Raw genomic sequence first — 23549 nt, forward strand, 5'->3', positions numbered from 1 at the left:
TGTTCGATTCGTTGACGAAATCCGGAGCAGGCGGATCCCGTTTTGCTCGCGGAGTACTGCGCACGACGCGAAAGCCCCAGGATGCGTTGGTCGGACTGGGTCAGCAGGTGCATTTTCATCTCCGCAGTTTCCTGTGGATCCGACGCACCATCGTGCACTATCGCAAGGAAGTCGTCCGACTCATCGCCGAGGTCTCACTCGGGACAGGCGCTCTGGCCGTGATCGGTGGGAGCGTCGTGGTCATCGGTTTCCTCACTGCGGCAGCGGGATACGAGGTCGGTCAGCAGGGAACGAAGACTCTCGGCAACGTGGGTATCGCCGCGCTCGCCGGGTTCGTCTCGGCATTCATCAATACCCGCGAGGCCATTCCCGTGGTGACCGGAGTGGCGTTGACTGCCACGGTCGGTGCCGGATTCACCGCACAACTGGGTGCCATGCGAGTCAGCGAGGAGATCGACGCACTCGAATCGATGTCGGTGCCGTCCATGCCGTATCTGGTGACGACGCGCATCATCGCCGGCTTCGTGGCGGTAATCCCGCTCTACGCGATCGCGCTCATCATGGGTTATCTCGCAACACAATTGGTCACCGTGGTGCTGGCAGGTGAGTCGAGTGGAACCTACGCCCACTACTTCAACGTCTTCCTCGTGCCCAGCGACGTGCTCTGGTCGCTGCTGAAAGTCCTTGCCATGGCGCTCATCGTGATGTCGGTCCACTGCTACCACGGGTACAACGCCAGCGGCGGCCCGGCAGGCGTCGGTGTGGCAGTGGGGCGCGCGGTCCGAACGTCGCTGATCGCCATCATGCTCGTCGACCTCCTGATCGGTATCGCCGTGTTCGGCGGCCCTGCGTCCAACGTTCGGATTTCGGGATGACGCGCACGCGGACGCGCCCAGCGGGCCAGGTGTCCCCGTCCGTGTATCTGGTACTCGGGGCGGTGCTGATCGTGGCCGTGGTGGCGTTGGCCTGGCTGTCCACTGCGTTCTACCGTGGTCTGTTCACCACAACCGAGGCGATCACGCTCGAACTCGACCGATCCGGCCTTCTCATGGATCCAGGGTCGGATGTGAAGCTGCGAGGGGTGGTGATCGGCTCCGTCGACACAGTCGAATATCGGGACGGGAGCGCCGTTCTCACCCTCGCGATCACGCCCGACGAACTTCGCAAGGTCCCGTCGAACGTCGCTGTGCATCTCGAACCGACCACGGTCTTCGGTCGCAAATTCGTCACACTCGAGATGCCGGCCGACCCGTCGCCGTCCTCGCTGCGTCCGGGGTCGACCATCGACGGCGGCTCCGTCACCGTCGAAGTCAACGACGTGTTCGCGAAACTGGTGTCGTTGCTCGACGTCGTGGACCCGCAGAAGGTCAATGCGACTCTGAGTGCAGTGGCGACCGCCCTCGCCGGTAGGGGCGAGCAGGCAGGCACCCTGCTCACCGATCTCGACCGGTACCTCGCACAGTTCAACGGCAGCATCCCCACGCTGCAACGTGACATCCCGAAAACTGCCGACAACCTCGATACCTTCGCCGATGCAACACCCGAATTCCTCTCTCTCGCTGCAAATGTCAGCACGACCAGCGACACCGTGGTCGACAAGCAGGCGCAGCTCACTGCGTTCCTGGTCAGCTTCACCGCATTGGGCAACACGGGCGAGGACTTCTTCCGGAACGTAAAGGAACCGATGATCTCAGCACTGTCCGCACTGAGGCCGACCACGGCTCTGTTGGCGCGGTACTCACCACAGACCGTGTGCTTCTTCCAAGGTATGAGCCAGAACGTTCCGCGGCTCGAGCAGGTGATCGGTGGAACGAAGCCGGGACTGAACGTGCAGTCCACCATCATCGTCGGCCAGCCCGAGTACACCTACCCGAACAACCTGCCTCTGGTAGGTCTCGACGACGGACCCAACTGCCGGAGCACTCCCGTCGACTACAGCGATCCACTGCCTCCGCACGTGCAATTCCACGACGGCAGTGAGGCCTACACACGAGAGTTCACCGCCGGTGAACTCGCCGACTCCCCGTTGCTGAAACTGTTGTACGGGCCGACCTTCATCTTCGGCCGATGACCGCCAGAGCTCCGGGCCTGAAGTTGATCGTGTTCATGATCATCACGGCGCTCACTACCGCGCTTCTGGCAACGGTGGTCGGAAACATGAGATTCGGACCGACTCGGACGTTCGTGGGGGTGTTCGCGGACGCGTCGGGAATCGTGTCGGGCGAGGACGTCAAGCTCGCCGGGGTCCCGGTGGGCAAGGTGAATTCGGTCGACCTGGCGATGGACGGCTCGAACGTCGTCAGCAAGGTCTCGTTCACGGTGGACCGCGCGATCGTCTTGACCTCGGGCACCACACTGGCGATCAAGTTCAAGAATCTCATCGGTGATCGATACCTCGAAGTGTCCCAGGGCCCAGGCAGTCTCGACGCCCTTCCCGACGAATCGACGGTGCCCCTGGACAAGACCCAGGCGGCCCTCGATCTGGACGAACTCGTCAACGGCTTCAAGCCGCTGCTGCAGGGGCTCAGTCCCGAGGACACGAACATGTTCACGTCCTCACTCGTCCAAGTGCTCAACGGACAGTCGCAGGTCATCGGTTCGTTGGTGCAGCAGATCGGTTCGCTCACCGGAACCTTGGCGGACAAGGACGAGGTGATCGGCCGAGTGATCACGAACCTGAACAACGTGTTGGTCACCGTCGACAGCAGGCGCGGACAGTTCTCGTCGATGATCGATCGACTGCAGAAGATAGTCACAGGACTGTCCGATGACCGGGTGCGCGTGACAGACGCGATCACGAACGTCGATGCGGTGACCGCGACGCTGTCGTCCGTCCTGAGTGAATCCAGACCCTCTCTGCAACAGGACATCACGCAGCTGGGCGCATTGTCGTCGAACTTGAACGCCAGTAGCGACACGTTGAACATGGTGCTCGGCCAGCTTCCCCAGGCGTACAAGTTGCTCGGCCGTGGCACCTACGGCAGCTTCTTCAACTTCTACCTCTGCGGTGTGGCAATCAAGTTCAGTGACCAGCTCACCACCCCCATGGCCGTATCGCCGACGCAGAGGTGCCAGCAATGATCGAGGGGTACCAGAAATGAAGCCGTTCCGAGACAGGAACCCGGTCCCCATCGGGATCGCAGGAACAGTGGGCATAGTTCTCGCGCTCGTCGTTGCCTTCAACTTCGACTCGCTTCAGTTCCTGAACGGAAGCAACACCTACACAGCGGAGTTCGTCGATGCCTCGGGTCTGCACACGGGAGACGACGTGCAGATCAGCGGTGTCAAGGTCGGAAAGGTAGCCGACATCGGACTCGACGACGGCGTCGTCGAGGTGGAGTTCTCGGCGACGACGACCGACGTGGTTCTCGGCGACCGAACCGAGGCCGCCATCAAGGTCCAGACCGCGCTGGGACGACGCTATCTCGATCTGGAGCCGGCCGGTTCCGACGTGCTGCGGCCGGGCTCGACCATTCCACGTGAGCGCACGCGCGCCAGCTTCGACGTCAGTACCTCGTTGTCGGATCTGACCCGAACGGTCACGGACACCGATGTGCCGGACCTGTCGGGAACCTTGGACACCGCCGGTCAGGTCTTCGATCGATTGCCCGCCGATCTGCGCGGATCACTCGAGGGCGTGAACCGGCTCTCGCAGACGGTCTCGTCCCGAAACGACGAGTTGCACTCACTGTTCGAGCACGCCGACGGAGTGACCGGCGTACTCGCCGAGCGCAATACCCAACTCTCGCAACTCGTCACCGATGGCCAAGCATTGTTCACCTCGTTGAACGAGCGGTCGGACACCGTGCACTCGCTGCTACTGAACATTCGATCGGTATCGGCACAGTTGACGGCGACCGTGTCGGAGAACCGTGAGCAGATCGGGCCGACACTCGACCAGCTGAACAAGATCGCGCAGCTGCTGCAGAACAACTACGACAACCTGAACCAGAGCTTGACCAGGGCTGCCCCGTTCGTACGGCAACTGGGCGAGTCGGTGGCGTCCGGTCCCTACTTCCAGGTGATCATCCAGAACGTCGTCCCCACCGATCTACGTGGTCAGCTCCCCAACAGCTTCGGAGGAGAGCGATGAAGCGCGCGAGTCGATGGATGCCCGCCACGGGACCTCTCGTGATAGGTCTGGTCGTGTGCGCTCTACTCGCATCGGTGGCGATCGTGGCCGTGGGACATATGTCGAAGATCAGCGTCACCGCCGATTTCACCAACTCGGTCGGGCTGTACGAGGGAGACCCGGTCACCATAGCCGGTGTCCCGGTCGGAACCGTCGACGCGATCACTCCCCAGGGCGCAACCGTTCGTGTGCACCTGACGTTCGACAGCGCGTACGACGTGCCCGCCGATGCGAGCGCAGCGATCGTCGCCCCGACGCTCGTGACAGGACGTTACGTTCAACTGGCTCCGACGTATTCGGGTGGGCCGACGTTGAGCGACGGCGCCGCCATTCCCGTCGAGCGCACCGCGGTTCCGGTGGAGTTCGACCAACTGAAGGACCAGCTCTCGCAGTTGACGGCAGATCTCGGCCCGGAAGGTCTCAACGCGGACGGTTCGGTCAACGAGCTGCTGGCCTCGTCGGCAGACGCGCTGTCCGGCAACGGCTCCACACTGGGAGAAACGGTGCGAAGCCTGTCCGAGGCGACGACCACGTTGAACGACAGCGGCGAGGACATCTTCGCTACGGTCCGCAATCTGCAGGCTTTCGTCTCCGCGCTCTCGGCCAACGACGAACAAGTCGATCGTTTCGTTCGGCAGTTGGCGGACCTGTCGACTCTGTTGAACAACAACAGAACCGAATTCGATGCAGCACTGCAGGAGCTGGTTCCGGCGATGGAGCAGGTGCGCACGTTCGTGGCGGACAACAAGGACCAGTTGAGTACCGATGTCACCCAGTTGGTCGACATCACACAGCTTCTGGTCAATCGTGAGGACGACATCGCCGAGCTGCTGCACGTGGCACCGACAGCATTGTCCAACCTGTACAACATCTGGGATCCGTCGGCCAATTCACTGACCGGAGCATTGGCGGTGCCGGATCGGGTCGACCCGCTCAACTTCATCTGCGGACTGCTCACGACCGTGGGAGCACCCCAGAATCAATGTGCCGACATCGCAGCTCAACTCGGTGCTGTGGCTGCGTACGCGGCTCCACCGGCACCGGCCGCGGACAGCCCCGAAGAAGGTGAACGCTGATGAACAGGCGTGTACGCGGCGTCGCCGCTGCGGCAACACTGGCTGCCATGGGGGCGGTCACGGGATGCTCGTTCGACGGCCTCAATTCCTTTGCGCTTCCCGGCAACTCGACCGGGGGAGAGCCGGTGTTCACGATCGAGGTCGAGATGGCGGACGTGCAGAACCTGGTCGGTAACTCCGAGGTGAAGGCGGGCAACGTCACGATCGGAACCGTTCGATCGGTTCGGGTCGATTCCTCGATCGCAGTACTGACCGTCGATCTTCGGCAGGATGCGCACCTCGGCTCGAACTCCACGGCGACGCTGGCGCAGAAGAGCCTGCTCGGTGCGCAGTACCTGGAACTCGCCACGCCTGCGGGGCAGGAGACCGTCGGGCAGCTGCGCGACGGTGACGTCATCCCGCTGTCGCGGACCAGCCGCTTTCCAGAAACCGAAGCGGTGCTGTCCACGCTCTCGCTGTTGCTCAACGGTGGTGGACTGCAGCAGATCAGAACGATCACCCGAGAATCCAACGCTGCGCTCGGTGGCAACGAGGAAGAGATCAACGCTCTCTTCGGCCGGGTGGCCACCTTCGTCGACGGTCTCGATTCGCAGCGTCAGGACATCGTCAGAGCGATCGACTCACTCGACCGGCTCAGCGGTGAACTCGCTTCTCAGACGGGCACCATCGACCGGGCGGTGACGTCGATACAACCGGCGCTCGAGGTGCTCGACGACCAGCAGCAGTTGCTGCGCGACATGCTCGGGTCGGTGGGATCGGCGGCCGCAGTGGCGAACGAGGCACTCGACGCGAGCAAGGACGATCTGACCGCCAACCTGGCGAACCTGGCTCCCACGTTGACCGAACTGGCTGCGACCGGCTCCACACTGGCCAATTCGTTGATCATTGCAGGCACGATTCCGTTCCCGGTCACGACGGCCGCCAACACGATTCGCGGTGACTACATCAACCTGTTCATGAATCTCGACATCTCGATTCCGACTCTGCAGAACGACGTACTCGGCAGCATTCCCGACCCGGCCTCGTTGCTCGGAATACGAACGGCCACCGGTGCCGTCGACCCGTTGCTCGCTCCCGTGGGCGGAGGGGAACCGCGATGACCAAGTTCGTTCGTGCCCAGTTGGTGGTGTTTCTGGTCCTGACCGTGGTGAGCCTGTCGTACGTCACCTACAACTACCTCGGACTCAAACGGGTCACCGGGATCGGGACCTATACCGTCGAGGCCCATTTCGTCGATGCGGCGGGGCTGTACGAGAACGCGATCGTGACGTATCGCGGCATCGACGTCGGGTTGGTCCGCAGCGTCTCGGTCACGTCGACCGATGTGGTTGCCGAGCTCCAGATCGACTCGGAGTATTCGATCCCGGCGTCGTCTGCAGCCGCCGTCAAGAGCGTCTCCGCCATCGGCGAGCAGTATGTGGATTTCACACCGGAATCGGAGGACGGCCCGTTCCTGGTGGACGGATCCGAAGTCTCGGTCGACTCGACGTCGGTGCCGACCTCGACGGGAACGCTGCTGTCCAACGCCCAGGCTCTACTGGCGTCGGTTCCCGGCGAAGACCTGCGTACGACGATCGACGAATCGTTCGACGCCTTCAACGGTCTCGGGCCGGATCTGGCGCGGCTGCTCGACTCGTCCCAGTCGTTGGTCTCACTCGCGTTGGCGAACGTCGATCCCACGGTTCGCCTGATCGAGGACTCGGAACCGTTGCTGGACACAGGCATCGACGTTCGCCCACAGACGCTGTCCTCGGTGTCGGATCTGAACGGGTTCTCCGAGCAGTTGGTGGCGAACGACGCGCAGATCCGCGACACCCTCGACGTCGGTCCCGGCTTTGCCGACACGGTGAGCTCTGCGTTCACCCAACTCCAGCCGGCCCTACCGATGGTGCTGGCGAACCTGCAGACCGTCGGTCAGGTTGCACAGGTCAATCTCCCCGGGATCGAACACGTTCTGGTCGTCTACCCGGCACTGTCCTCGGCTGTGGGCAACGTGTTCCGCGAATTCCCGCTCGGGGGAGATCCCGATCGAGGGCAGGGTCCACTGGATGTCAAGCTCGGCAGTACACAGCGGCCTGCACCCTGCACGGAGGGGTTCGGCGGTATCGAGCGTCGCGACCCGTCCGACACCTCGCCCATGGATCCCGACACCAATGCGTATTGCACACTTCCTCAGGATGATCCACGTGCGGTGCGCAGTGCGCGAAACCAGCCGTGTGCAACCGATCGGTCGGTGCGGACAGCAGAGGTGGCCAACTGCCCCCGCGGGCTGCCCTCGACCTGGGCCGAGATGTTGGCACGCCCCAACGGTGCCACGGGCCCCGGCCAGACCGTGCCTGCGCCCGTGGTCGCTCCGATCGCTCCGGCTGCGCCCGTCGCCGAGTCGGTGCCGGCCGCAACGGAACCCACGACCGAAGCGGAGGAGGGAATGTTGGGGTTCCGTGACACGGGTGAATCGGTGCCGTACGACCCGTCCACGGGCAACTTCTTCGCTCCCGACGGAAAGATGTACACGCTCTCCGACGTCGACGACACGAACAATGGAAAGGAGCTTCGAACATGGCAGGATCTGTGGTTGACCCCACTGAGGAAGTAGCGACACAGGATGAGCCGGTGGAGGATTCGAGTGCAGAGAGCACGTCCACCGCAGGCAACGGCGCCGGCCGACGGCTGACCGCGCTGTGCGCGGTGTTGCTCGTACTGTTCGTGAGTGCAGTGGCCGCGGCGACGGTGTTCACGGTCCAGAGCCGCGACGGTCGCGAGGTCACCGCTCGTAACGACGCGGTGCTCAGCACTGCCCGCGCCGCTGCGGTCAATCTCGTCACGCTGCGATATTCGTCCGCTCGTGACGACCTGGACCGCATTCTGGCATCGACGACGGGTGATTTCCGGAACCAATTCTCCGATGTGTCCGGCAGTTTCGAGCAGGTACTCGGTGACGGGCAGGTCGACTCGACGGGACAGGTGAACGAGGCAGGCGTCGTCACGTCGGACGAGAACGCGGCGACGGTGTTGGCGGCAGTGACGTCCACCGTGAAGAACACGGAAGCTCCCGATGGGGAGGAAAGGACGTATCGCATGAAGATCAGCCTGGAACACATCGACGAGTCCTGGCTCGTGTCGAACGTGGAGTTCGTCGCATGAGGCGTCCTGGACGGTGGTCGCGGCGAACCGCGAAGGTCACCGCGTCGATTCTCGGAGTGCTGACGGTCGGAGCGATCGCAGGAGCGGCCTGGACCTGGTCCGAGGCCCGTACGGACGAGCAGATCAGTGCCGCACGGACAGCGGCGACGGCGGTTGCAGGCGAACAGGTTCCGCGTCTGCTCTCCTACACACCCGACACGGTCGATACTGCCTTGACCGACGCGTCCGATGCTCTCACCGGGGAGTTCAAGGACCAGTTCGGTGAGCTCTCGACGACGGTGATCGCTCCGACCTCCAAGGACAAGGGCGTGACGACCGACGCCACCGTGGTGGAGACCTCGATCGTCGACGTCGACGTCGATTCCGCGACCCTGCTCATGTTCGTCAACCAGACGACGACCACCACCGCGGATCCGGCACCCGCTCTTGCCGGCAGCAGAGTCGTCGTGGCACTGGTCGATACCGATCAGGGATGGAAGATCTCGGACCTGCACCCGGTGTGAGTCAGAGTGGGCGGTACGAGTCCGTCAGGCCGTCGGTGGTTCGGGAGACGTAGCCGCGCCATTCGAGGAGGTCTGCGTGCGCGACGGCTTCGAGGATCGCCGTCCACTGCTGGTTCGGGGCCAGTTCGGCCAAACCGATGTTGCGTCGTGTCCACTTCATGGCCGACGCGATGGCGAGTCCGGTCGATGCTCCGGCGTCGATCAGTTCGTGTACTTCACGTAGTCGGGCTTCGTGATGGTCGATCAATTCCTGAGCTCGCTCGTGAACGACCGGCTGCGGGATTCCGTGGGCCGGCATCATCTCGGCCGGAGCATGATCGACGAGCAGTCGAAGTGACGTCAGATAGGACCGTAGGGCCATCCGGTCCGGGGAGCGCTCGTAAGCGATCGACGGGGTGATCCGGGGCAGTACGTGATCGCCGCTGAACAACAGGTTGCTCGTCTTGTCGTGAAACACCAGGTGTCCGCGTGTATGTCCCGGTGTGGACAGTACTTTGACGACGGTTCCGGACAGTCGAAGGTTCTCGTCCCCGTCGAGGTACTGGGTCGGATGCCCGTACGCCGTGTGTTTCTCGGTGTCGGCAACCGGCGTGGCTTCGAGTCGTCTCGCATGGTCGTCCGCGCCTGCCCCGTCGAGCAATCCGACCTGGTTCGGGAATGCCCCGTCGAGTTCGGCCCACGCGCGAATGCTGTGTTGCTCGTTCCGTCCGAGCAGCAGGGTGGTTCTACGCTCTCGGTGCAGTGCGTATGCCTGGGTGTAGTGGTCCCAATGCGAGTGCGTGACAAGCATTGTCGAGACCTCGTCCATCGAGGAGCCGGCCTCTGTCAAAGCGGTGTTCAGCGACTTCTCGGTGTCCTCGGACACCCAACCCGGGTCGATCAGGGTGACTCCGTCGGTGCCCAACAGGGCGTAGCAGTTGACGCTCTTCAGTTCCGGTATCGGAAGGGGCAGAGGTATTCGCAGGACGTTGTCGGCCACGAATTCCCACTGGCCCACCTCGATCGGAGGTGTGGTGGTGGTGCACTCCGGTGCTCGAGTGGATCCATTCACGGCCGGTACTCCCTCGCTGGTGAAACGGGTCGGGCATTCTCATCGAATTTAACATGTGATAAAAAGTGTCGACGATGCGAGGTTCGCATCGATGGACGCCGTCGATCGGCCGGTGATCTCGAACATCAACTCGAATGCCAAGGAGAATCGACATGCCAGGAGTCAAGGACCGCGTCGTGGTCGTCACGGGAAGCGGCGGCGGACTGGGCCGCGAGTACGCATTGCTGTCGGCCGCGGAAGGCGCTCGGGTCGTCGTCAACGACCTCGGCGGATCCAAGGACGGTTCGGGACGCGGTTCGGCGATGGCGGACGACGTGGTCGCCGAAATCCGCGACGCGGGCGGTGAGGCGGTCGCCAACTACGACGACATCTCGACCACCGACGGTGCCCAGCGGGTGATCGATACTGCGATATCGACTTTCGGAGCGGTCCACGGGATCGTCAACAACGCCGGAATCCTCCGTGACGGGTCCTTTGCCAAGATGACCCCCGAATCGTGGGACGCCGTGATGAAGGTGCACCTGTACGGCAGCTTCAACATCACTCGCGCAGCGTGGCCGCACCTGAAGGAACAGGGATTCGGGCGAATCGTGATGGCCACCTCGACGAGTGGCTTGTTCGGGAACTTCGGTCAGGCCAACTACGGCGCCGCCAAAGCAGGGCTGGTCGGGTTGCTCAACACGCTGGCGATCGAAGGGGAGCGAAGCAACATTCTCGTCAACGCTGTCGCGCCGATGGCCGCAACCAGGATGACCGAAGGCATCGCTCCGCAGGACCTTCTGGACACGCTTCCGCCCGCCTTCGTGGCACCGGTGGTCGGATATCTGCTGACCGAGGAGTCGACCACCACGGGCTCGGTTTTCGTCGCGGGCGGCGGAGCGGTGTATCGGGTTGCTCAGTTCCAGAACGACGGCGTCAGGTTCGAGACGCCCCCGTCGGTCGGTGTCGTCGCCGAACGGTGGTCGGAGATCACCGATCTGAGCGGCGCGCGCGTGGGATCGAACCCTCTTGGCTGAGCATCCCGGACCCCTCTCGGGCATCCGGGTTCTCGAGATCGGGGGAATGGGACCTACCCCGTTCGCCGGAATGACTCTGGCGGACATGGGTGCCGAGGTCGTTCGGGTGGAACGTCCCGGCGGACTCGGAGTTTTCCCGGGAAAGCCGGAGCAGGACATCCTCAATCGAGGCAAACGCTCGGTCGGTCTGGACCTGAAGTCTCGCGATGCGGTCGATGCCGTGCTGACGATGGTGGAGCGTGCCGACATTCTGATCGAAGGTGGGCGTCCGGGTGTCTCCGAGCGGCTGGGAATCGGACCGAACGAGTGTCACGCGCGTAATCCCGCGCTGGTCTACGGCCGGATGACCGGTTGGGGTCAGGACGGTCCGCTGGCCACCAGCGCCGGACACGACATCGGCTACATCGCCATCACCGGCGCGCTCCACGCCATCGGTGATGCGGGCGGCCCTCCGCAGATTCCGCTGAACCTCGTCGGCGACTTCGGTGGCGGCAGTACCTATCTGGTGATGGGCGTCCTGGCGGCACTGCTGGAATCGAGGGTGACCGGGCGTGGTCGCGTGGTGGACGCGGCGATCGTCGACGGCACTGCGCACCTGCTGGCGGGTACCCACGCGCTGATGAACACCGGTACGTGGTCCGATACCCGCGGAGTGAACATGCTCGACGGCGGAGCGCCGTACTACGGGGTGTACGAGACCCGGGACGGCCGACACATGGCAGTCGGAGCCATCGAGCCGAAGTTCTATGCGCTGCTGCTCGACGGACTCGGCGTGACGGCACTGGACCCAGGTGCTCAGAACGACAGGAGCACCTGGGCGGCAACGGCATCGGTGATCGCGTCTGCGTTCATGACTCGGACGCAACGGGAATGGACGGCGGTGTTCGGCGGTACCGACGCGTGCGTGTCACCTGTGCTGAGCATGCTGGAGGCGCTCGATCATCCGCACATCCGCGGCCGTGGTTCTGTGGTGCGGGACAACGGCCTGGTGCAGCCGATGCCTGCGCCGAGATTCTCGGGCATCGAACCGGCCGTCACGGCGGGGCCGCCCGCGGTCGGGCAGCATACCGAGGACGTACTACTGCAGTGGGGTGTCGATCCTGAGCCGTTGCTCGAGTCCGGAGCGGCCTTTCAGGGCTGAGGAGTCGACGGCGCATCCCGGCGGGCGGCGTCGAGCAGAAGTCGCAGTGACCATTCGAGGTCCGCGGCATCCTCGTCGTGCAACACCGATTGTTCGAACCCGGTGAGCATCGCGACCCCGGCGAGCGCGTAGCGGCGCGCGAGCTGCGGGTCCGACACGACGTGCTCGAACGCTTCTTCGGCGACGTCGTACCGCTGCAGGTCGACCGTTCGTTGAACGCGCGCCGCGGTGGGATCGACTGCGGCCCAGGCGCGGATGGCGGCCTCGGCACGGTGCGGGAGATTTCCGACTGCCTCTACGAGCATTCCCAACCGTTCGACCGGATCGCTGTGCGCCTGAGCGGTTTCGGCGATCCGCACGGTTCGTTCCTGATACCAGAAGTCGAGGAATTCGGTGCAGAAATCCTTCCACCCTCCGAAGCTGTGGTAGAACGCGCCGGTCGTGACACCGAGGGATTTGCACAGGGCGGCTTGCTTGAAGCCTCCGTAGCCGACCGTGGCCAACAGCACGAGGGCATGTTCGAAGAACGGCCGCTTCAGGTCGCCACCGGCTCGGGGCGGTGGCCCGGGCCGGTGCTCCGGGACGGATGTTCGTTCGTTCACCGTTCGATGATACGGGGCAGGCATCGTCCTGCCGGAACCTCGGCCGTCCGAGGCTTGCGTAATTCCGTAAGTCGAGTTATGTTCGTGTGACGCACCGCACAGGTGCGCCAAGGTGTGAGGGTTTCCGACTCGCTTGTCCAGAATCTGTTTCTAATCGAACAAAGATTAAAAGAGATGATTCTGGCGGTCTACCAGGAGGTTTAGCAGTGAGCTTCACAGACTCGAACGAGGTCAAGAAGTATCTCGGAGGAATCTTCGAGGCTGCGTTCGCAGACGCGGAGATCGGTCCCAAGCTGAGGGACACCGGCATCGTGCTCAAGACGATCTACACCGATCCGGAGTCGATCCTGGTCATCGACACCACGACCGGAGAGGTCACGGGCGGCGACGAATCGTCCGCCTCGACCGCGACAATGCGGATGTCCGCAGACACCGGCAACGCGTACTGGCAGGGGAAGGTCAACCTGCCGCTGGCCATGGCCAAGAGCAAGATCAAGGTCGAGGGCAACGTCGCGTCCCTGCTGAAGTTGGCACCGCTGGGCAAGAAGTTGTATCCGAGCTACGTCGCGGCCCTTCAGGCCGACGGCCGCGACGACCTGCTGGTCTGAAGGGGCTGAGAACAGACATGTATCCCGGCATCCATGCCAAGTCCAACCCGGACAAGCCGGCGGTCATCCTCGCAGGCAGCGGGCAGACCGTCACCTACGGCGAACTCGACCGGCGTTCGACCGTCCTCGCCTCCGCTATGCATCGCCTCGGTCTTCGGAAGGGTGACGGCATCGCGATCCTTGCCGACAACGCCGCAGAAGTATTCGAGATCTACTGGGCTGGAATGCAATCCGGTTTCTACATCACGCCGGTCAACAAGAATCTCGCAGCCGACGAGGTGGCGTACATCGTCACCGATTGTGATGCCAAGGTGCTGTTCGTGTCCGGTGCTCTCTCCGGATTGGGCGCAGACGTTCGCGCACTGTTGCCGACGCTGACGCACGCCTACGCATTCGGTGACGCGATCGAGGGTTACGAGTCCTACTCGGACCTGCTGAGCGAGGGCGGCATTCCGCTCGTCGATCGTCCACGCGGCGCAGACATGATGTACTCCTCCGGCACCACCGGTCGGCCCAAGGGCATCCGCTCGGCGATGCTTCCGATCCAGGTCGATCAGCCGGGCGACCCGATCGTGGGACTGCTGGGCCACATGTTCAAGGTCGGCCCCGACGACGTGTACCTGCAACCGGCACCGATCTATCACGCAGCTCCGCTGAAGTGGTCCGGTGCCGTCCACGCGCTCGGCGGCACGGTCGTGATGATGGAGAAGTTCGATGCGGAGGGCGCGCTCGCGGCCATCGAGAAGTACGGCGCGACGATCGCGCAATTCGTTCCCACGATGTTCGTTCGCATGTTGCAGCTCCCCGAGGACGTGCGGAACCGCTACGGCCATTCCAGTCTTCGGCTGGCCGTTCACGCCGCGGCACCGTGTCCACCCGAAGTGAAGCAAGCGATGATCGATTGGTGGGGCCCGGTGCTGTTCGAGTACTACGGATCCACCGAGCAGAACGGCATGACGTTCGTGTCCTCGGCCGAGTGGCTGCGCAAGCCCGGATCGGTCGGTAAGGCGGTCGTCGGCGATCTCCACATCTGCGACGAGGAAGGCAACGAGTCGAATCCGGGTGACATCGGAACGGTCTATTTCGGGCGAGAGACCATGCCGTTCGTCTATCACAAGGACGAGAAGAAGACCGACGAAGCACGCCACCCGAATCATCCGACGTGGACGAGCGTCGGCGACCTCGGATACGTCGACGAGGATGGCTACCTGTTCCTCACGGATCGGAAGTCGTTCGTGATCATCTCCGGCGGGGTCAACATCTACCCGCAGGAAATCGAGAACGTATTGGCGATGCACGACAAGATCTTCGATATCGCGGTCATCGGGGTCCCGGATGCGGAGATGGGCCAGTCGGTCAAGGCCGTCGTTCAACTCAAGCCGGGCGTCGAGCCGTCGGACGAGTTGGGGCAGGAGATCATCGAGTACGTGCGCGCCCGCATCGCGCGATTCAAGGCACCACGTTCGGTCGATTTCGTCGACGAACTGCCTCGCACACCCACCGGCAAATTGGTCAAGCGTGAATTGGAAAAGTCCTACCAGGTGCAAGGAGCGGTGTCGTCATGACGTCTGTCGTCGAAAGTCCTCGTAGGTCGTACGATCCGCTGTCCGTCTCGCACCTCGGTTTCTGGGCGTCGACTGCCGACGAACGCGAGAAGACGTTCTCGGTGCTCCGTCGGGAACGACCCATCAGCTGGCACCCTCCGCTCGAGGGTGGCCTCATGCCGCCGGAGAACGACGGTGTGTGGGTGTGTACCTCACACGAGTTGATCGCCGAGGTCAGCAAGCATCCGGAGTTGTTCTGCTCGGGACAGGGCTTCCAGTTCGAGGAAGTCCCGGACGACATCCTGGAGGCAGCAGGGTCGTTCCTCGGGATGGACTCGCCGCGCCACGGCGCTCTGCGCAAACTGGTCAGCGCAGCGTTCACCCCGAAGCAGGTCTCGAAGATCCACGATCAGATCAAGCGTCAGGCCGCCAGCATCGTCGACGACGTTCTGCAGACACCGTCGGGAGACTTCGTCACGCAGGTGTCCAAGCGTCTGCCGATGTGGACCATCTACGAAATGATGGGTCTCGACGACGAAGACAAACGCAACGAGGCTGCGCACCATGCCGACGGAATGGTCTCGTGGGCGGACGAGGACGTCGCTGCCGGAAGAGAACCGGGTGAGGTACTCAACGACGCCCTCGTCAGTCTGTTGATGTTGGGAATGGATCTCGCCGCGGAGCGTCGGGCGCACCCGCGCAGCGACCTGATGACCAACCTGGTCAACGCCGAGGTCGATGGCAAGAAGTTGACGGACGAAGAGATCGGATCGTTCTTCGTGTTGTTGTCGGTCGCAGGAAACGACACGACGCGCAACACGATCAGCCTCACTCAGCGCGCATTGCAACTGAATCCGGACCAGAGAGACTTCCTGCTCGGAGATTTCGACGGCCGAATCGGCACTGCGATCGAGGAATTCGTTCGCTACAACTCTCCGGTCATGACATTCCGGCGTACCGCCACCCAGGACACCGTGCTCGGTGGAGAGAACATTCGGGCAGGGGACTGGGTCGCGATGATCTACTCGTCGGGCAATCGAGACGAGAAGGTATTCGATCGTCCGGACCTGTTCGATCTGTCGCGAAACCCCAACCCGCACCAAGGGTTCGGCGGTGGTGGCCCGCACTTCTGCATGGGAAATTTCGTGGCGAAGATGCAACTGCGCGAGATCTTCGATCAGCTGCTGCATCGCGCTCCCGGCCTCACCGTCGGCGAACCGACGTATTTGGCCGGCAACTTCGTTCACGCAGTGAAGTCACTGCCGTACTCCCTCTAGCTTTTCGGAAGGTCAAGACATGTCAGAATTCGCGGGAAAGCGCTACGTCGTCACCGGTGCCGCATCAGGGATCGGCCATTGCGTGGCCGAGAAGCTTCTTGCCGAAGGTGCCGAGGTGTTCAGCCTCGATCGCAACACCCCGACCGCAGCGGTCACCGGGCACATCGAGGTGGATCTGGCGAATCCATCCAGCATCGATGCGGCCATCGAACAGCTCGACGGTACCTTCGACGCGCTGCTCAGCGTGGCCGGCGTCCCCGGAACCGCGCCTGCCGACACGGTTTTCGCGGTCAACTCGCTCGCGGTCCGGCACCTCACGGAATCGTTCCTCGATCGGCTGGGCGAGCAGGGCAACGTGGTCGTGGTCTCGTCCACGGCGGGCTTCGGTTGGCCACAGCGTCTCGAGACCATTCGTGAGGTTCTCGCCACCGACACCTTCGAGGAGGGTGCTCAGTGGTTCAAGAGCAATCCGCAGCAGGGCAATGCTTACAACTGGTCGAAGGAAGTCACCACGGTCTACGTCATGTCCATGGGACTGGCATTGCACGAGATGGGATTTCGTATCAACGCCGTCCTGCCGGGCCCGGTGAACACGCCGATCCTGAAGGACTTCCGCGAGACCATGGGAGACGACACGATCGACGGACTCGAAACGATGCTCGGCAGGCACGCGAACCCGGAAGACATTGCGGATGTCGTTCTGTTCCTCGCCTCCGACTCCGCGAGGTGGGTCAACGGCGAGACGATCACGGTCGACGGCGGAACCGGTGGCGCGGTTCTGTCCGGCTCGGTGCCGGTACCGGAGTTCTGAGCCGACATGACAACGACAGAGACTCGCGAAATGTCCTCGCCTGCACTGGAACGACGTGTACAGGCGTTGCGGGCAGTACATGCATCGGGCCGGACTCGGCCGATCGAATGGCGACTGAAGCAGCTCGAGGGCATCGTTCGCCTCGTCACCGAACGGGAGGCCGATGTCGCCGCGGCGTTGGCGAAGGACCTGGGTCGCAGTCCCGTCGAGGCCTGGCTCGGTGACCTGACGTCGACCAAGGGTGAGGCCGAGTACGCGATCAAGCACCTGCGCCGATGGATGAAGCCCGAGCGAGTTCGTTTGCCGCTCAACCAACTTCCGGGCTCGGCGTGGGTTCAGGACGAGCCGCTCGGAGTCGTTCTCGTCATCGGACCGTGGAACTACCCGGTCTACCTCACGCTGGGACCGCTGATCGCGGCGGTTGCCGCAGGCAACTGCGCCGTGGTCAAGCCCTCCGAGCTTGCACCCGCAACCTCGGCACTGTTGGCGACACTGTTGCCGCAGTACGTCGATCCCGACGCCGTCATCGTCGTCGAGGGCGACGGAGCGACAACTCAGGAACTGCTCGCGCTCGGATTCGACCACGCGTTGTTCACCGGTGGCACCGAGGTCGGCCGCAAGATCATGGCAGCGGCGGCACCGACTTTGACGCCGGTCACTCTCGAGCTCGGAGGGAAGAGTCCGGCCATCGTGACCGCCGATGCGGATCTCGACGTGGTCGCACGGCGGATCGCGTGGGTCAAGCTGCTCAACTCCGGGCAGACGTGTATTTCACCCGACTACGTTCTGGTCGACGAGAAGGTGCGCGACCGATTGGTCGAGAAGTTGGTTGCGACCGTGGCGCAGTTCAGGTCCGATCAGGTCGGTGGCCAGCGCATCGTCAACAAACGACAGTTCGACAGACTTGCCGGGTACATCGCGGAAACGAAGGGCAGAATCGTAACGGGCGGTGGCGTCGACGAGGGTGCTCTGACCATCGAGCCGACCATCATCGTCGATCCCGATGTGGCGGAACCGGCGATGTCGGACGAGATCTTCGGTCCGATTCTTCCGGTTGTCGGCTACCGTACGACCGAGGATGCGATCGCATTCGTCAACCGGAGACCGAAGCCGTTGGGGCTGTACATCTTCAGCTCGTCGAAGAAGGCCGCCCGAGACATGACCGACAGAATTCCCGCGGGCGGAGTCGTCATCAATCACGTTGCGCTGCATTGCCTCGTGGCCGCGCTTCCGTTCGGCGGTGTCGGTGCCAGCGGTATGGGTGCGTACCACGGTGAATGGGGTTTCCATACCTTGAGTCACCGCAAGTCCGTGCTGTCGAAGACCCTCAAGCCGGACATTCGAGTCATCTATCCGCCCTACACCGAGCGGGCCAAGAAGATCATGCGAAGGATCTTCTGACGCTCGAATGCAAGTGGTACAGACGGTTTCACTGGACAACGAAGGAGCACTGGATGGGCGTCGAGGTCTCGGTGAGTGGACTCACCAAATCGTTCGGATCGCAGAGCATCTGGAAAGACGTGTCTCTGACATTGCCGGCGGGTGAGGTGAGTGCACTGTTGGGGCCCTCGGGCACAGGTAAATCGGTGTTCTTGAAATCGTTGATCGGACTGCTACGCCCCGAAGAGGGTTCGATCGTCGTCGACGGCACCGACATCATGCAGTGTTCCTCGCGGGAGCTCTACGAGATTCGAAAGCTGTTCGGCGTGCTGTTCCAGGACGGCGCATTGTTCGGCTCGATGAACCTGTTCGACAACGTCGCCTTTCCGCTGCGCGAGCACACCAAGAAGTCCGAGTCCGACATCCGCGCGATCGTGATGGAGAAGCTCGAACTGACGGGTCTGCTCGGTGCGGAGGACAAGCTGCCCGGTGAGATCTCGGGCGGCATGCGCAAGCGGGCCGGATTGGCGAGAGCGCTCGTTCTCGACCCGAAGATCATTCTGGTCGACGAGCCCGATTCGGGGCTCGATCCGGTCCGCACCACCTACATCAGTCAGTTGCTACTCAACATCAATGCCCAGATCGATGCGACCACGCTGATCGTCACGCACAACATCAATCTCGCTCGAACGGTGCCGGACAACATCGGCATGTTGTTCCGCAAGGAGTTGGTGATGTTCGGGCCTCGAGAGGTGCTCTTGACGTCGGACGAGCCCGCGGTCAAGCAGTTCCTCAACGGAACGATGATGGGTCCGATCGGAATGAGCGAGGAGAAGGACTCTTCGCAGATGCGCGAGGAGATCGCACTGATGGAGGCCGGTCATCACCTCGGCGGCGTCGACGACATCGAGGGGATCATGCCGCAGATGGAGCCGACGCCGGGAATGCCGCGCAGACAGGCGGTCGATCGACGCAGGGAACGGGTACGGCTCATCGTCGACACCCTCCCGGCCGATGCCAGGGCGGCAGTCATGCGCAGTCTCGACGAGGACACACAGGAATTCGGGATGGTGAGGGGCTGAGATGCGCGTTGCCGTCATCGGTGCGGGTGTCGCGGGCGCTGCCGCCGCCAGAATCCTGAAGCGCGAAGGGCACGAGCCCGTCGTACTGGAAGCGGCCGACGGAATCGGTGGCCGGGTGCGGACCGTCGAGCACAACGGCTTCGAGATCGATTCCGGGGCCATCTTCGTCATGGGTTCGTACGCACGGACCCGCGCCGTCCTGCGGGAGCAGGGGCGAATGTCGATGATGCGGAGATGGCATGCGCGAACCGCAGTGCTGGACGGCGCAGGTCGCAAACACCGAGTGCGGCTCGATCGTCCATGGACCTTGTTGAGGTTGCCGCAACTCACCATCGGCGATCGTCTGCGCGCCGTACGACAGATCGGACGCTTGGCGCTGGGCCGCGACCAGGGGCCCTTCGATATCGACGACCTTGCCGCGGCCGACGACGGCCGCACACTGGACAGATGGTCACGGGATTCGCTCGGTGATCGAACGTTCGAGTACGTCGTGCGACCCTTGATGGACCCGTTGACCGGAGCCGATCCGAGGAAGATCTCGGCCGGATTCGTCAAAACCCTGCTGGCTCAGGTGCATCGGACCCAGTTGACCGTTCCCGATGGTGGCCTCGGACGCATTGCCGAGTGGCTGCTCGACGGCGTCGACGATGTACGGATCGGTACGCGCGCACTCTCGCTCGAACGCAACACCGACGGGATCACCGTGCTCACTGCGGACGGTCCGGTCCACGCAGACGCAGCCGTACTCGCCACCGATGTTCGAACCGCCGCGGCCCTGCTCGACGGGGTCGTCGATTCCGCCATCACCGATGCCCTGTCCGCCGTGGTTCCGGTGACGGCCCATCACGTCGTGTTCGGATATCACCGGGATCCGTGGCCGGACGTGCCCTACGACCTCGTCGTGCACGGCGCTCCGGGAGTGCACCACAACTACGGAGTTCTGCTGAACGGCAGACGCGCTCCACGATCGGTGCCGACGGGTGCTCAAACGGCCAGCGTGTGGCTCGACGCGGCTCAGACGGACGGCCTGTCGGAGGTCGAGGTGGTCGCCAGAGCCCGTCTGGCAGTGGCCATGGCATTCTCGGATGTCGAGCCTGATTTCACGCGCATCTTCCCGATGGATGTAGCGCTGATCGCTCCGGTTCCCGGGCACTACGCCGCAATGCGGACCGCCAGGGATTCGATGCCTGCGAACCTCCGACTCGCGGGCGACTTCCTCACCCACTCGGGCATCGAGGCGGCACTGCTGGCAGGAGAGCGGGCCGCGAAGGACCTGCTCGGTGCCGGAGCCGACAACGTCCGGCAACTCCGCCGACGGGGGGAAATACGCCCCGCCTAGCAGGAAGTGCGTTCCACGTAGTGGACGCAGGAGCTCGCCCTCCTCGATAGTGGTCCTATGGACACGCTGAATCCCGATGTACCGGATGACGTCTTCGCGGACGTGTTGAAGCAGATCTCGCAGTTCGTGCGATCGCGTGTCGTGCCTCGCGAGCTCGAGATCATGAACACCGATTCGATTCCCGAGGATCTGCGGAAGCAGGCCGCGGAGATGGGACTGTTCGGCTACGCGCTTCCGCAGGAGTGGGGTGGGCTGGGCCTGAACCTGATTCAGGACGTCGAGTTCGCGATGGAGCTCGGGTACACCTCGTTGTCGCTGCGATCGATGTTCGGCACCAACAACGGGATCGCCGGGCAGGTGCTCGTGGGGTTCGGTACCGAGGAGCAGAAAGCGACGTGGTTGCCGGGCATGGCATCGGGCGACATCGTGGCGTCCTTTGCGTTGACCGAGGACGGGGCCGGGTCGAATCCGGCGGGCTTGAAGACGACGGCGACGGTCGACGGCACCGGGTGGGTCATCGACGGCAGCAAGCGATACATCACCAATGCGCCGATTGCGAACATGTTCGTCGTGTTTGCCAAGTTGGATCCGAAACCGCAGAGTGGCAACGGTATCGCGGTATTCCTGGTCCCTGCCGACACCGCCGGGATCGACGTGGGCGTCAAGGACGCGAAGATGGGGCAGCAGGGCTCCGGCACGGCCGATGTGAACTTCGCCGACGTACGGGTCGAGGCCGACGCACTGGTCGGCGGCAATGGCGACATCGGCTACAAGGCGGCGATGACGTCGTTGGCGCGGGGGCGGGTGCATATCGCGGCGCTGGCCGTCGGTCAGGCGCAGCGTGCGTTGGACGAGTCGGTGTCCTATGCCGCGGCGTCCACTCAGGGCGGTGAGCCGATCGGTAACTTCCAGTTGGTGCAGGCGATGATCGCCGATCAGCAGGTCGGTGTGATGGCGGGACGGGCGATGGTGCGTGAGGCTGCGCGGGCATGGGTGCAGGAGACCGATCGACGTATCGCGCCGTCTGCGGTGAAGTTGTTCTGCACCGAGATGGTCGGCAGGGTCGCCGATCTGGCGGTCCAGATTCACGGCGGTGCCGGGTACATGCGGGAGGTTCCGGTCGAGCGCATCTACCGGGATGTACGGCTGCTTCGGTTGTACGAGGGCACGAGCGAAATTCAGCGGTTGATCGTCGGCGGTGGCTTGATCAGAGCGGAACAGAAGCGGACCTCGTGAGCATCGGAACGCACGAGTTGGGCTGCGACGAAATGTAATTCACGTCGCAGCCCAGCGCGTCATTCGGCGTGCGCGGGCGCCACGTCGAGGGACCAGGTCACACCGAACCGGTCGGTGACCATCCCGAAGCCGGGGCTCCACGATGACGCGGCGAAAGGTTCGATGATCTCTCCCTCGGTGCAGAGAGCGTCCCAGTAGCCCTGTACCTCGTCGATGGTGTGGCCCCGGACCGAGACGAAGAAGGGCTGATCGGTGACGGTGGTGCCGTGTTCACGGTAGGTGTGGCCGGTGACCTCGGTCGAATCGGCGGTCCGGCCGGGAATGTCGTAGGCCATGATCCGAAAGCCGTCCCGGTTCTCCACCTGACCGAAAACGACCTTGTCGGCCCCAGGAAGGTCCTTGGGCATCCCGAAATCGCCGTAGGTCGAGATTGCCGTCTGTCCACCGAATACCGACGCATAGAACTCCAGGGCCGCTCGGGCGTCACCGCGAAAGTTCAAGTGGGTGGTGGTGAGGATGCTCATCGTGTACTCCTGCTGCTGTCGACGTGCGGGGGCGTTCCCCGGTGATTCGACTGTGGCAGTCATGTAGGTCAGTTTCTGTCCTCCACTCCGCCTACGATCGGAAAGATGACGGCGACCACCTCCCGACTGCTGACCCTGTTGTCGTTGCTGCAGACCACTCGGGACTGGCCGGGCAGCGTGCTCGCCGAGCGCTTGGAGGTCAGCCCACGCACGGTTCGACGCGACGTCGACCGCCTCCGCGAGCTGGGATACAACATCGCTGCGTCGATGGGTCCCGAGGGCGGCTACCGCCTCGACGCGGGAAACCAGTTGCCGCCGTTGCTCTTCGATGACGACCAGGTGGTAGCGCTCACGGTGGCGCTGCGATCGGTCGGCGCGGCATTGGAAGAACCGGCAGTGCGCGCCCTGTCCACGGTCCGGCAGGTGCTGCCTTCCCGGCTGAGGCATCGCGTGGATGCACTCCAATTCACGTCGATCACTCATCCACCGGGCGGTACCGATCCGGCCCCGGTGTCGACGGACGTACTCGTTGCGTTGTCTGCCGCGGTGCGGTCTCGCGTAGTGCTCAGATTCGATTACGGGGGCCGGAGCGACGCCGAGGCGCAACCGCCCCGCACAGTGGAACCGCACCACCTCGTCACCTCGCTCGGACGGTGGTATCTGGTCGCGTGGAGTCGCGATCGCGCCGATTGGCGCGTCTTCCGTGCCGATCGCATCACCTTACGAACGCCCGACGGCCCACGGTTCGAGCCGCGACCGATCCCGGGCGGCGATGCGGCGGAATTCGTCTCGGCCAGGTTCAAGGGCTCCGATTCGGTGAACCGATGGCCGTGCGTCGGTACCGTGATTCTGCACCGACCGGCCCGCGAGGTTCTGCCGTTCGCCGGCGAGAGTGTCGTCGAGGATCTGGGGCCCGACCGATGTGGTCTGACGGGCGGGTCATGGTCGTGGATAGCTCTCGCGGCAACTCTGAATCATTTCGACGCCGATGTCGACGTGGTCGGCCCTGCGGAGTTGAGCGACGCTTTTGCAGTACTCGCACAACGGAACTCGGCCTCGGCAGGCGTGTTGAAGTAGTGGTCG

Annotated in this window: 23 protein-coding genes; 20 read left to right on the plus strand and 3 right to left on the minus strand. The window is 63.4% G+C overall.

Annotation, left to right across the window (positions count from 1 at the left end; translation table 11 throughout):
* The first annotated feature begins 11 nt into the window (after nucleotides 1–11).
* From CH271_RS05210 to CH271_RS05250, 9 genes are read left to right on the plus strand one after another with little or no spacing between them, the layout of a single operon-like run.
* Complete coding sequence (locus tag CH271_RS05210) at nucleotides 12–875, plus strand: MlaE family ABC transporter permease (protein WP_371828148.1); 864 nt, start codon at nucleotides 12–14, stop codon at nucleotides 873–875.
* A complete protein-coding gene (locus tag CH271_RS05215; RefSeq protein WP_094632907.1) occupies nucleotides 872–2071 on the plus strand; it encodes an MCE family protein in 1200 nt (399 codons plus the stop codon). The genes CH271_RS05210 and CH271_RS05215 overlap by 4 nt, the downstream gene beginning before the upstream one ends.
* Nucleotides 2068–3081, plus strand: a complete 1014-nt coding sequence (locus tag CH271_RS05220) for an MCE family protein (RefSeq protein ID WP_252341907.1) — start codon at nucleotides 2068–2070, stop codon at nucleotides 3079–3081. The genes CH271_RS05215 and CH271_RS05220 overlap by 4 nt, the downstream gene beginning before the upstream one ends.
* A gap of 16 nt (nucleotides 3082–3097) precedes the next feature.
* Nucleotides 3098–4093, plus strand: a complete 996-nt coding sequence (locus tag CH271_RS05225) for an MCE family protein (protein WP_094632908.1) — start codon at nucleotides 3098–3100, stop codon at nucleotides 4091–4093.
* Nucleotides 4090–5208, plus strand: coding sequence for an MCE family protein (locus CH271_RS05230; RefSeq protein ID WP_094632909.1), 1119 nt, complete (start codon nucleotides 4090–4092; stop codon nucleotides 5206–5208). Before CH271_RS05225 ends, CH271_RS05230 begins: the two co-directional genes overlap by 4 nt.
* Nucleotides 5208–6308 carry an MCE family protein gene (locus CH271_RS05235; RefSeq protein WP_094632910.1) on the plus strand — a complete coding sequence of 367 codons (1101 nt, stop codon included), beginning with the start codon at nucleotides 5208–5210 and terminating at the stop codon, nucleotides 6306–6308. Before CH271_RS05230 ends, CH271_RS05235 begins: the two co-directional genes overlap by 1 nt.
* Nucleotides 6305–7804, plus strand: a complete 1500-nt coding sequence (locus tag CH271_RS05240; protein WP_094632911.1) for an MCE family protein — start codon at nucleotides 6305–6307, stop codon at nucleotides 7802–7804. The genes CH271_RS05235 and CH271_RS05240 overlap by 4 nt, the downstream gene beginning before the upstream one ends.
* Before the next feature lie 17 nt (nucleotides 7805–7821).
* Nucleotides 7822–8352, plus strand: a complete 531-nt coding sequence (locus CH271_RS05245; protein WP_094632912.1) for a hypothetical protein — start codon at nucleotides 7822–7824, stop codon at nucleotides 8350–8352.
* Nucleotides 8349–8855, plus strand: a complete 507-nt coding sequence (locus CH271_RS05250; protein WP_094632913.1) for a hypothetical protein — start codon at nucleotides 8349–8351, stop codon at nucleotides 8853–8855. Before CH271_RS05245 ends, CH271_RS05250 begins: the two co-directional genes overlap by 4 nt.
* A gap of 1 nt (nucleotide 8856) precedes the next feature.
* Here the strand turns inward: CH271_RS05250 and CH271_RS05255 are convergent, their stop codons facing one another.
* Nucleotides 8857–9906 (minus strand): MBL fold metallo-hydrolase, encoded by a 1050-nt coding sequence (locus CH271_RS05255; RefSeq protein WP_094632914.1) that lies wholly within the window; start codon nucleotides 9904–9906, stop codon nucleotides 8857–8859.
* Between the two features lie 152 nt (nucleotides 9907–10058).
* Here CH271_RS05255 and CH271_RS05260 point away from each other — a divergent pair, with 152 nt between their 5' ends.
* A complete protein-coding gene (locus CH271_RS05260; protein WP_037194368.1) occupies nucleotides 10059–10922 on the plus strand; it encodes an SDR family NAD(P)-dependent oxidoreductase in 864 nt (287 codons plus the stop codon).
* Nucleotides 10915–12063, plus strand: a complete 1149-nt coding sequence (locus CH271_RS05265; RefSeq protein ID WP_256986282.1) for a CaiB/BaiF CoA transferase family protein — start codon at nucleotides 10915–10917, stop codon at nucleotides 12061–12063. Before CH271_RS05260 ends, CH271_RS05265 begins: the two co-directional genes overlap by 8 nt.
* Here CH271_RS05265 and CH271_RS05270 read toward each other — a convergent pair.
* On the minus strand, nucleotides 12054–12665 hold the full coding sequence (locus tag CH271_RS05270) for a TetR/AcrR family transcriptional regulator (RefSeq protein ID WP_052047992.1): 612 nt from the start codon (nucleotides 12663–12665) through the stop codon (nucleotides 12054–12056). The genes CH271_RS05265 and CH271_RS05270 overlap by 10 nt on opposite strands.
* A 206-nt stretch (nucleotides 12666–12871) precedes the next feature.
* Here CH271_RS05270 and CH271_RS05275 point away from each other — a divergent pair, with 206 nt between their 5' ends.
* From CH271_RS05275 to CH271_RS05310, 8 genes are read left to right on the plus strand one after another with little or no spacing between them, the layout of a single operon-like run.
* Nucleotides 12872–13273 (plus strand): SCP2 sterol-binding domain-containing protein, encoded by a 402-nt coding sequence (locus tag CH271_RS05275; RefSeq protein ID WP_032367170.1) that lies wholly within the window; start codon nucleotides 12872–12874, stop codon nucleotides 13271–13273.
* A gap of 17 nt (nucleotides 13274–13290) precedes the next feature.
* Nucleotides 13291–14838 carry an acyl-CoA synthetase gene (locus tag CH271_RS05280; protein ID WP_094632915.1) on the plus strand — a complete coding sequence of 516 codons (1548 nt, stop codon included), beginning with the start codon at nucleotides 13291–13293 and terminating at the stop codon, nucleotides 14836–14838.
* Entirely contained in the window at nucleotides 14835–16094 is a 1260-nt protein-coding gene (locus tag CH271_RS05285; protein ID WP_032367169.1) for a cytochrome P450, read from the plus strand. The genes CH271_RS05280 and CH271_RS05285 overlap by 4 nt, the downstream gene beginning before the upstream one ends.
* Before the next feature lie 19 nt (nucleotides 16095–16113).
* The gene (locus tag CH271_RS05290) at nucleotides 16114–16905 is read left to right on the plus strand and encodes a coniferyl-alcohol dehydrogenase (RefSeq protein ID WP_032367168.1); all 792 of its coding nucleotides are present in this window, start codon (nucleotides 16114–16116) and stop codon (nucleotides 16903–16905) included.
* 6 nt (nucleotides 16906–16911) lie between these two features.
* Nucleotides 16912–18306, plus strand: a complete 1395-nt coding sequence (locus CH271_RS05295; protein ID WP_094632916.1) for an aldehyde dehydrogenase family protein — start codon at nucleotides 16912–16914, stop codon at nucleotides 18304–18306.
* Between the two features lie 53 nt (nucleotides 18307–18359).
* Nucleotides 18360–19367, plus strand: coding sequence for an ABC transporter ATP-binding protein (locus tag CH271_RS05300; protein WP_037194373.1), 1008 nt, complete (start codon nucleotides 18360–18362; stop codon nucleotides 19365–19367).
* A gap of 1 nt (nucleotide 19368) precedes the next feature.
* Nucleotides 19369–20706, plus strand: a complete 1338-nt coding sequence (locus CH271_RS05305) for an FAD-dependent oxidoreductase (RefSeq protein ID WP_094632917.1) — start codon at nucleotides 19369–19371, stop codon at nucleotides 20704–20706.
* 57 nt (nucleotides 20707–20763) lie between these two features.
* The gene (locus tag CH271_RS05310; RefSeq protein WP_094632918.1) at nucleotides 20764–21942 is read left to right on the plus strand and encodes an acyl-CoA dehydrogenase family protein; all 1179 of its coding nucleotides are present in this window, start codon (nucleotides 20764–20766) and stop codon (nucleotides 21940–21942) included.
* Between the two features lie 59 nt (nucleotides 21943–22001).
* Here the strand turns inward: CH271_RS05310 and CH271_RS05315 are convergent, their stop codons facing one another.
* On the minus strand, nucleotides 22002–22466 hold the full coding sequence (locus CH271_RS05315; RefSeq protein WP_094633176.1) for a VOC family protein: 465 nt from the start codon (nucleotides 22464–22466) through the stop codon (nucleotides 22002–22004).
* Nucleotides 22467–22571: 105 nt separating this feature from the next.
* On the opposite strand from CH271_RS05315, the gene CH271_RS05320 reads away from it, so the two are divergent.
* A complete protein-coding gene (locus tag CH271_RS05320; RefSeq protein ID WP_094632919.1) occupies nucleotides 22572–23543 on the plus strand; it encodes a helix-turn-helix transcriptional regulator in 972 nt (323 codons plus the stop codon).
* The last annotated feature ends 6 nt before the right edge of the window (nucleotides 23544–23549 follow it).

This window comes from Rhodococcus sp. 05-340-2 (assembly GCF_002258915.1).
GTDB lineage: Bacteria > Actinomycetota > Actinomycetes > Mycobacteriales > Mycobacteriaceae > Rhodococcoides.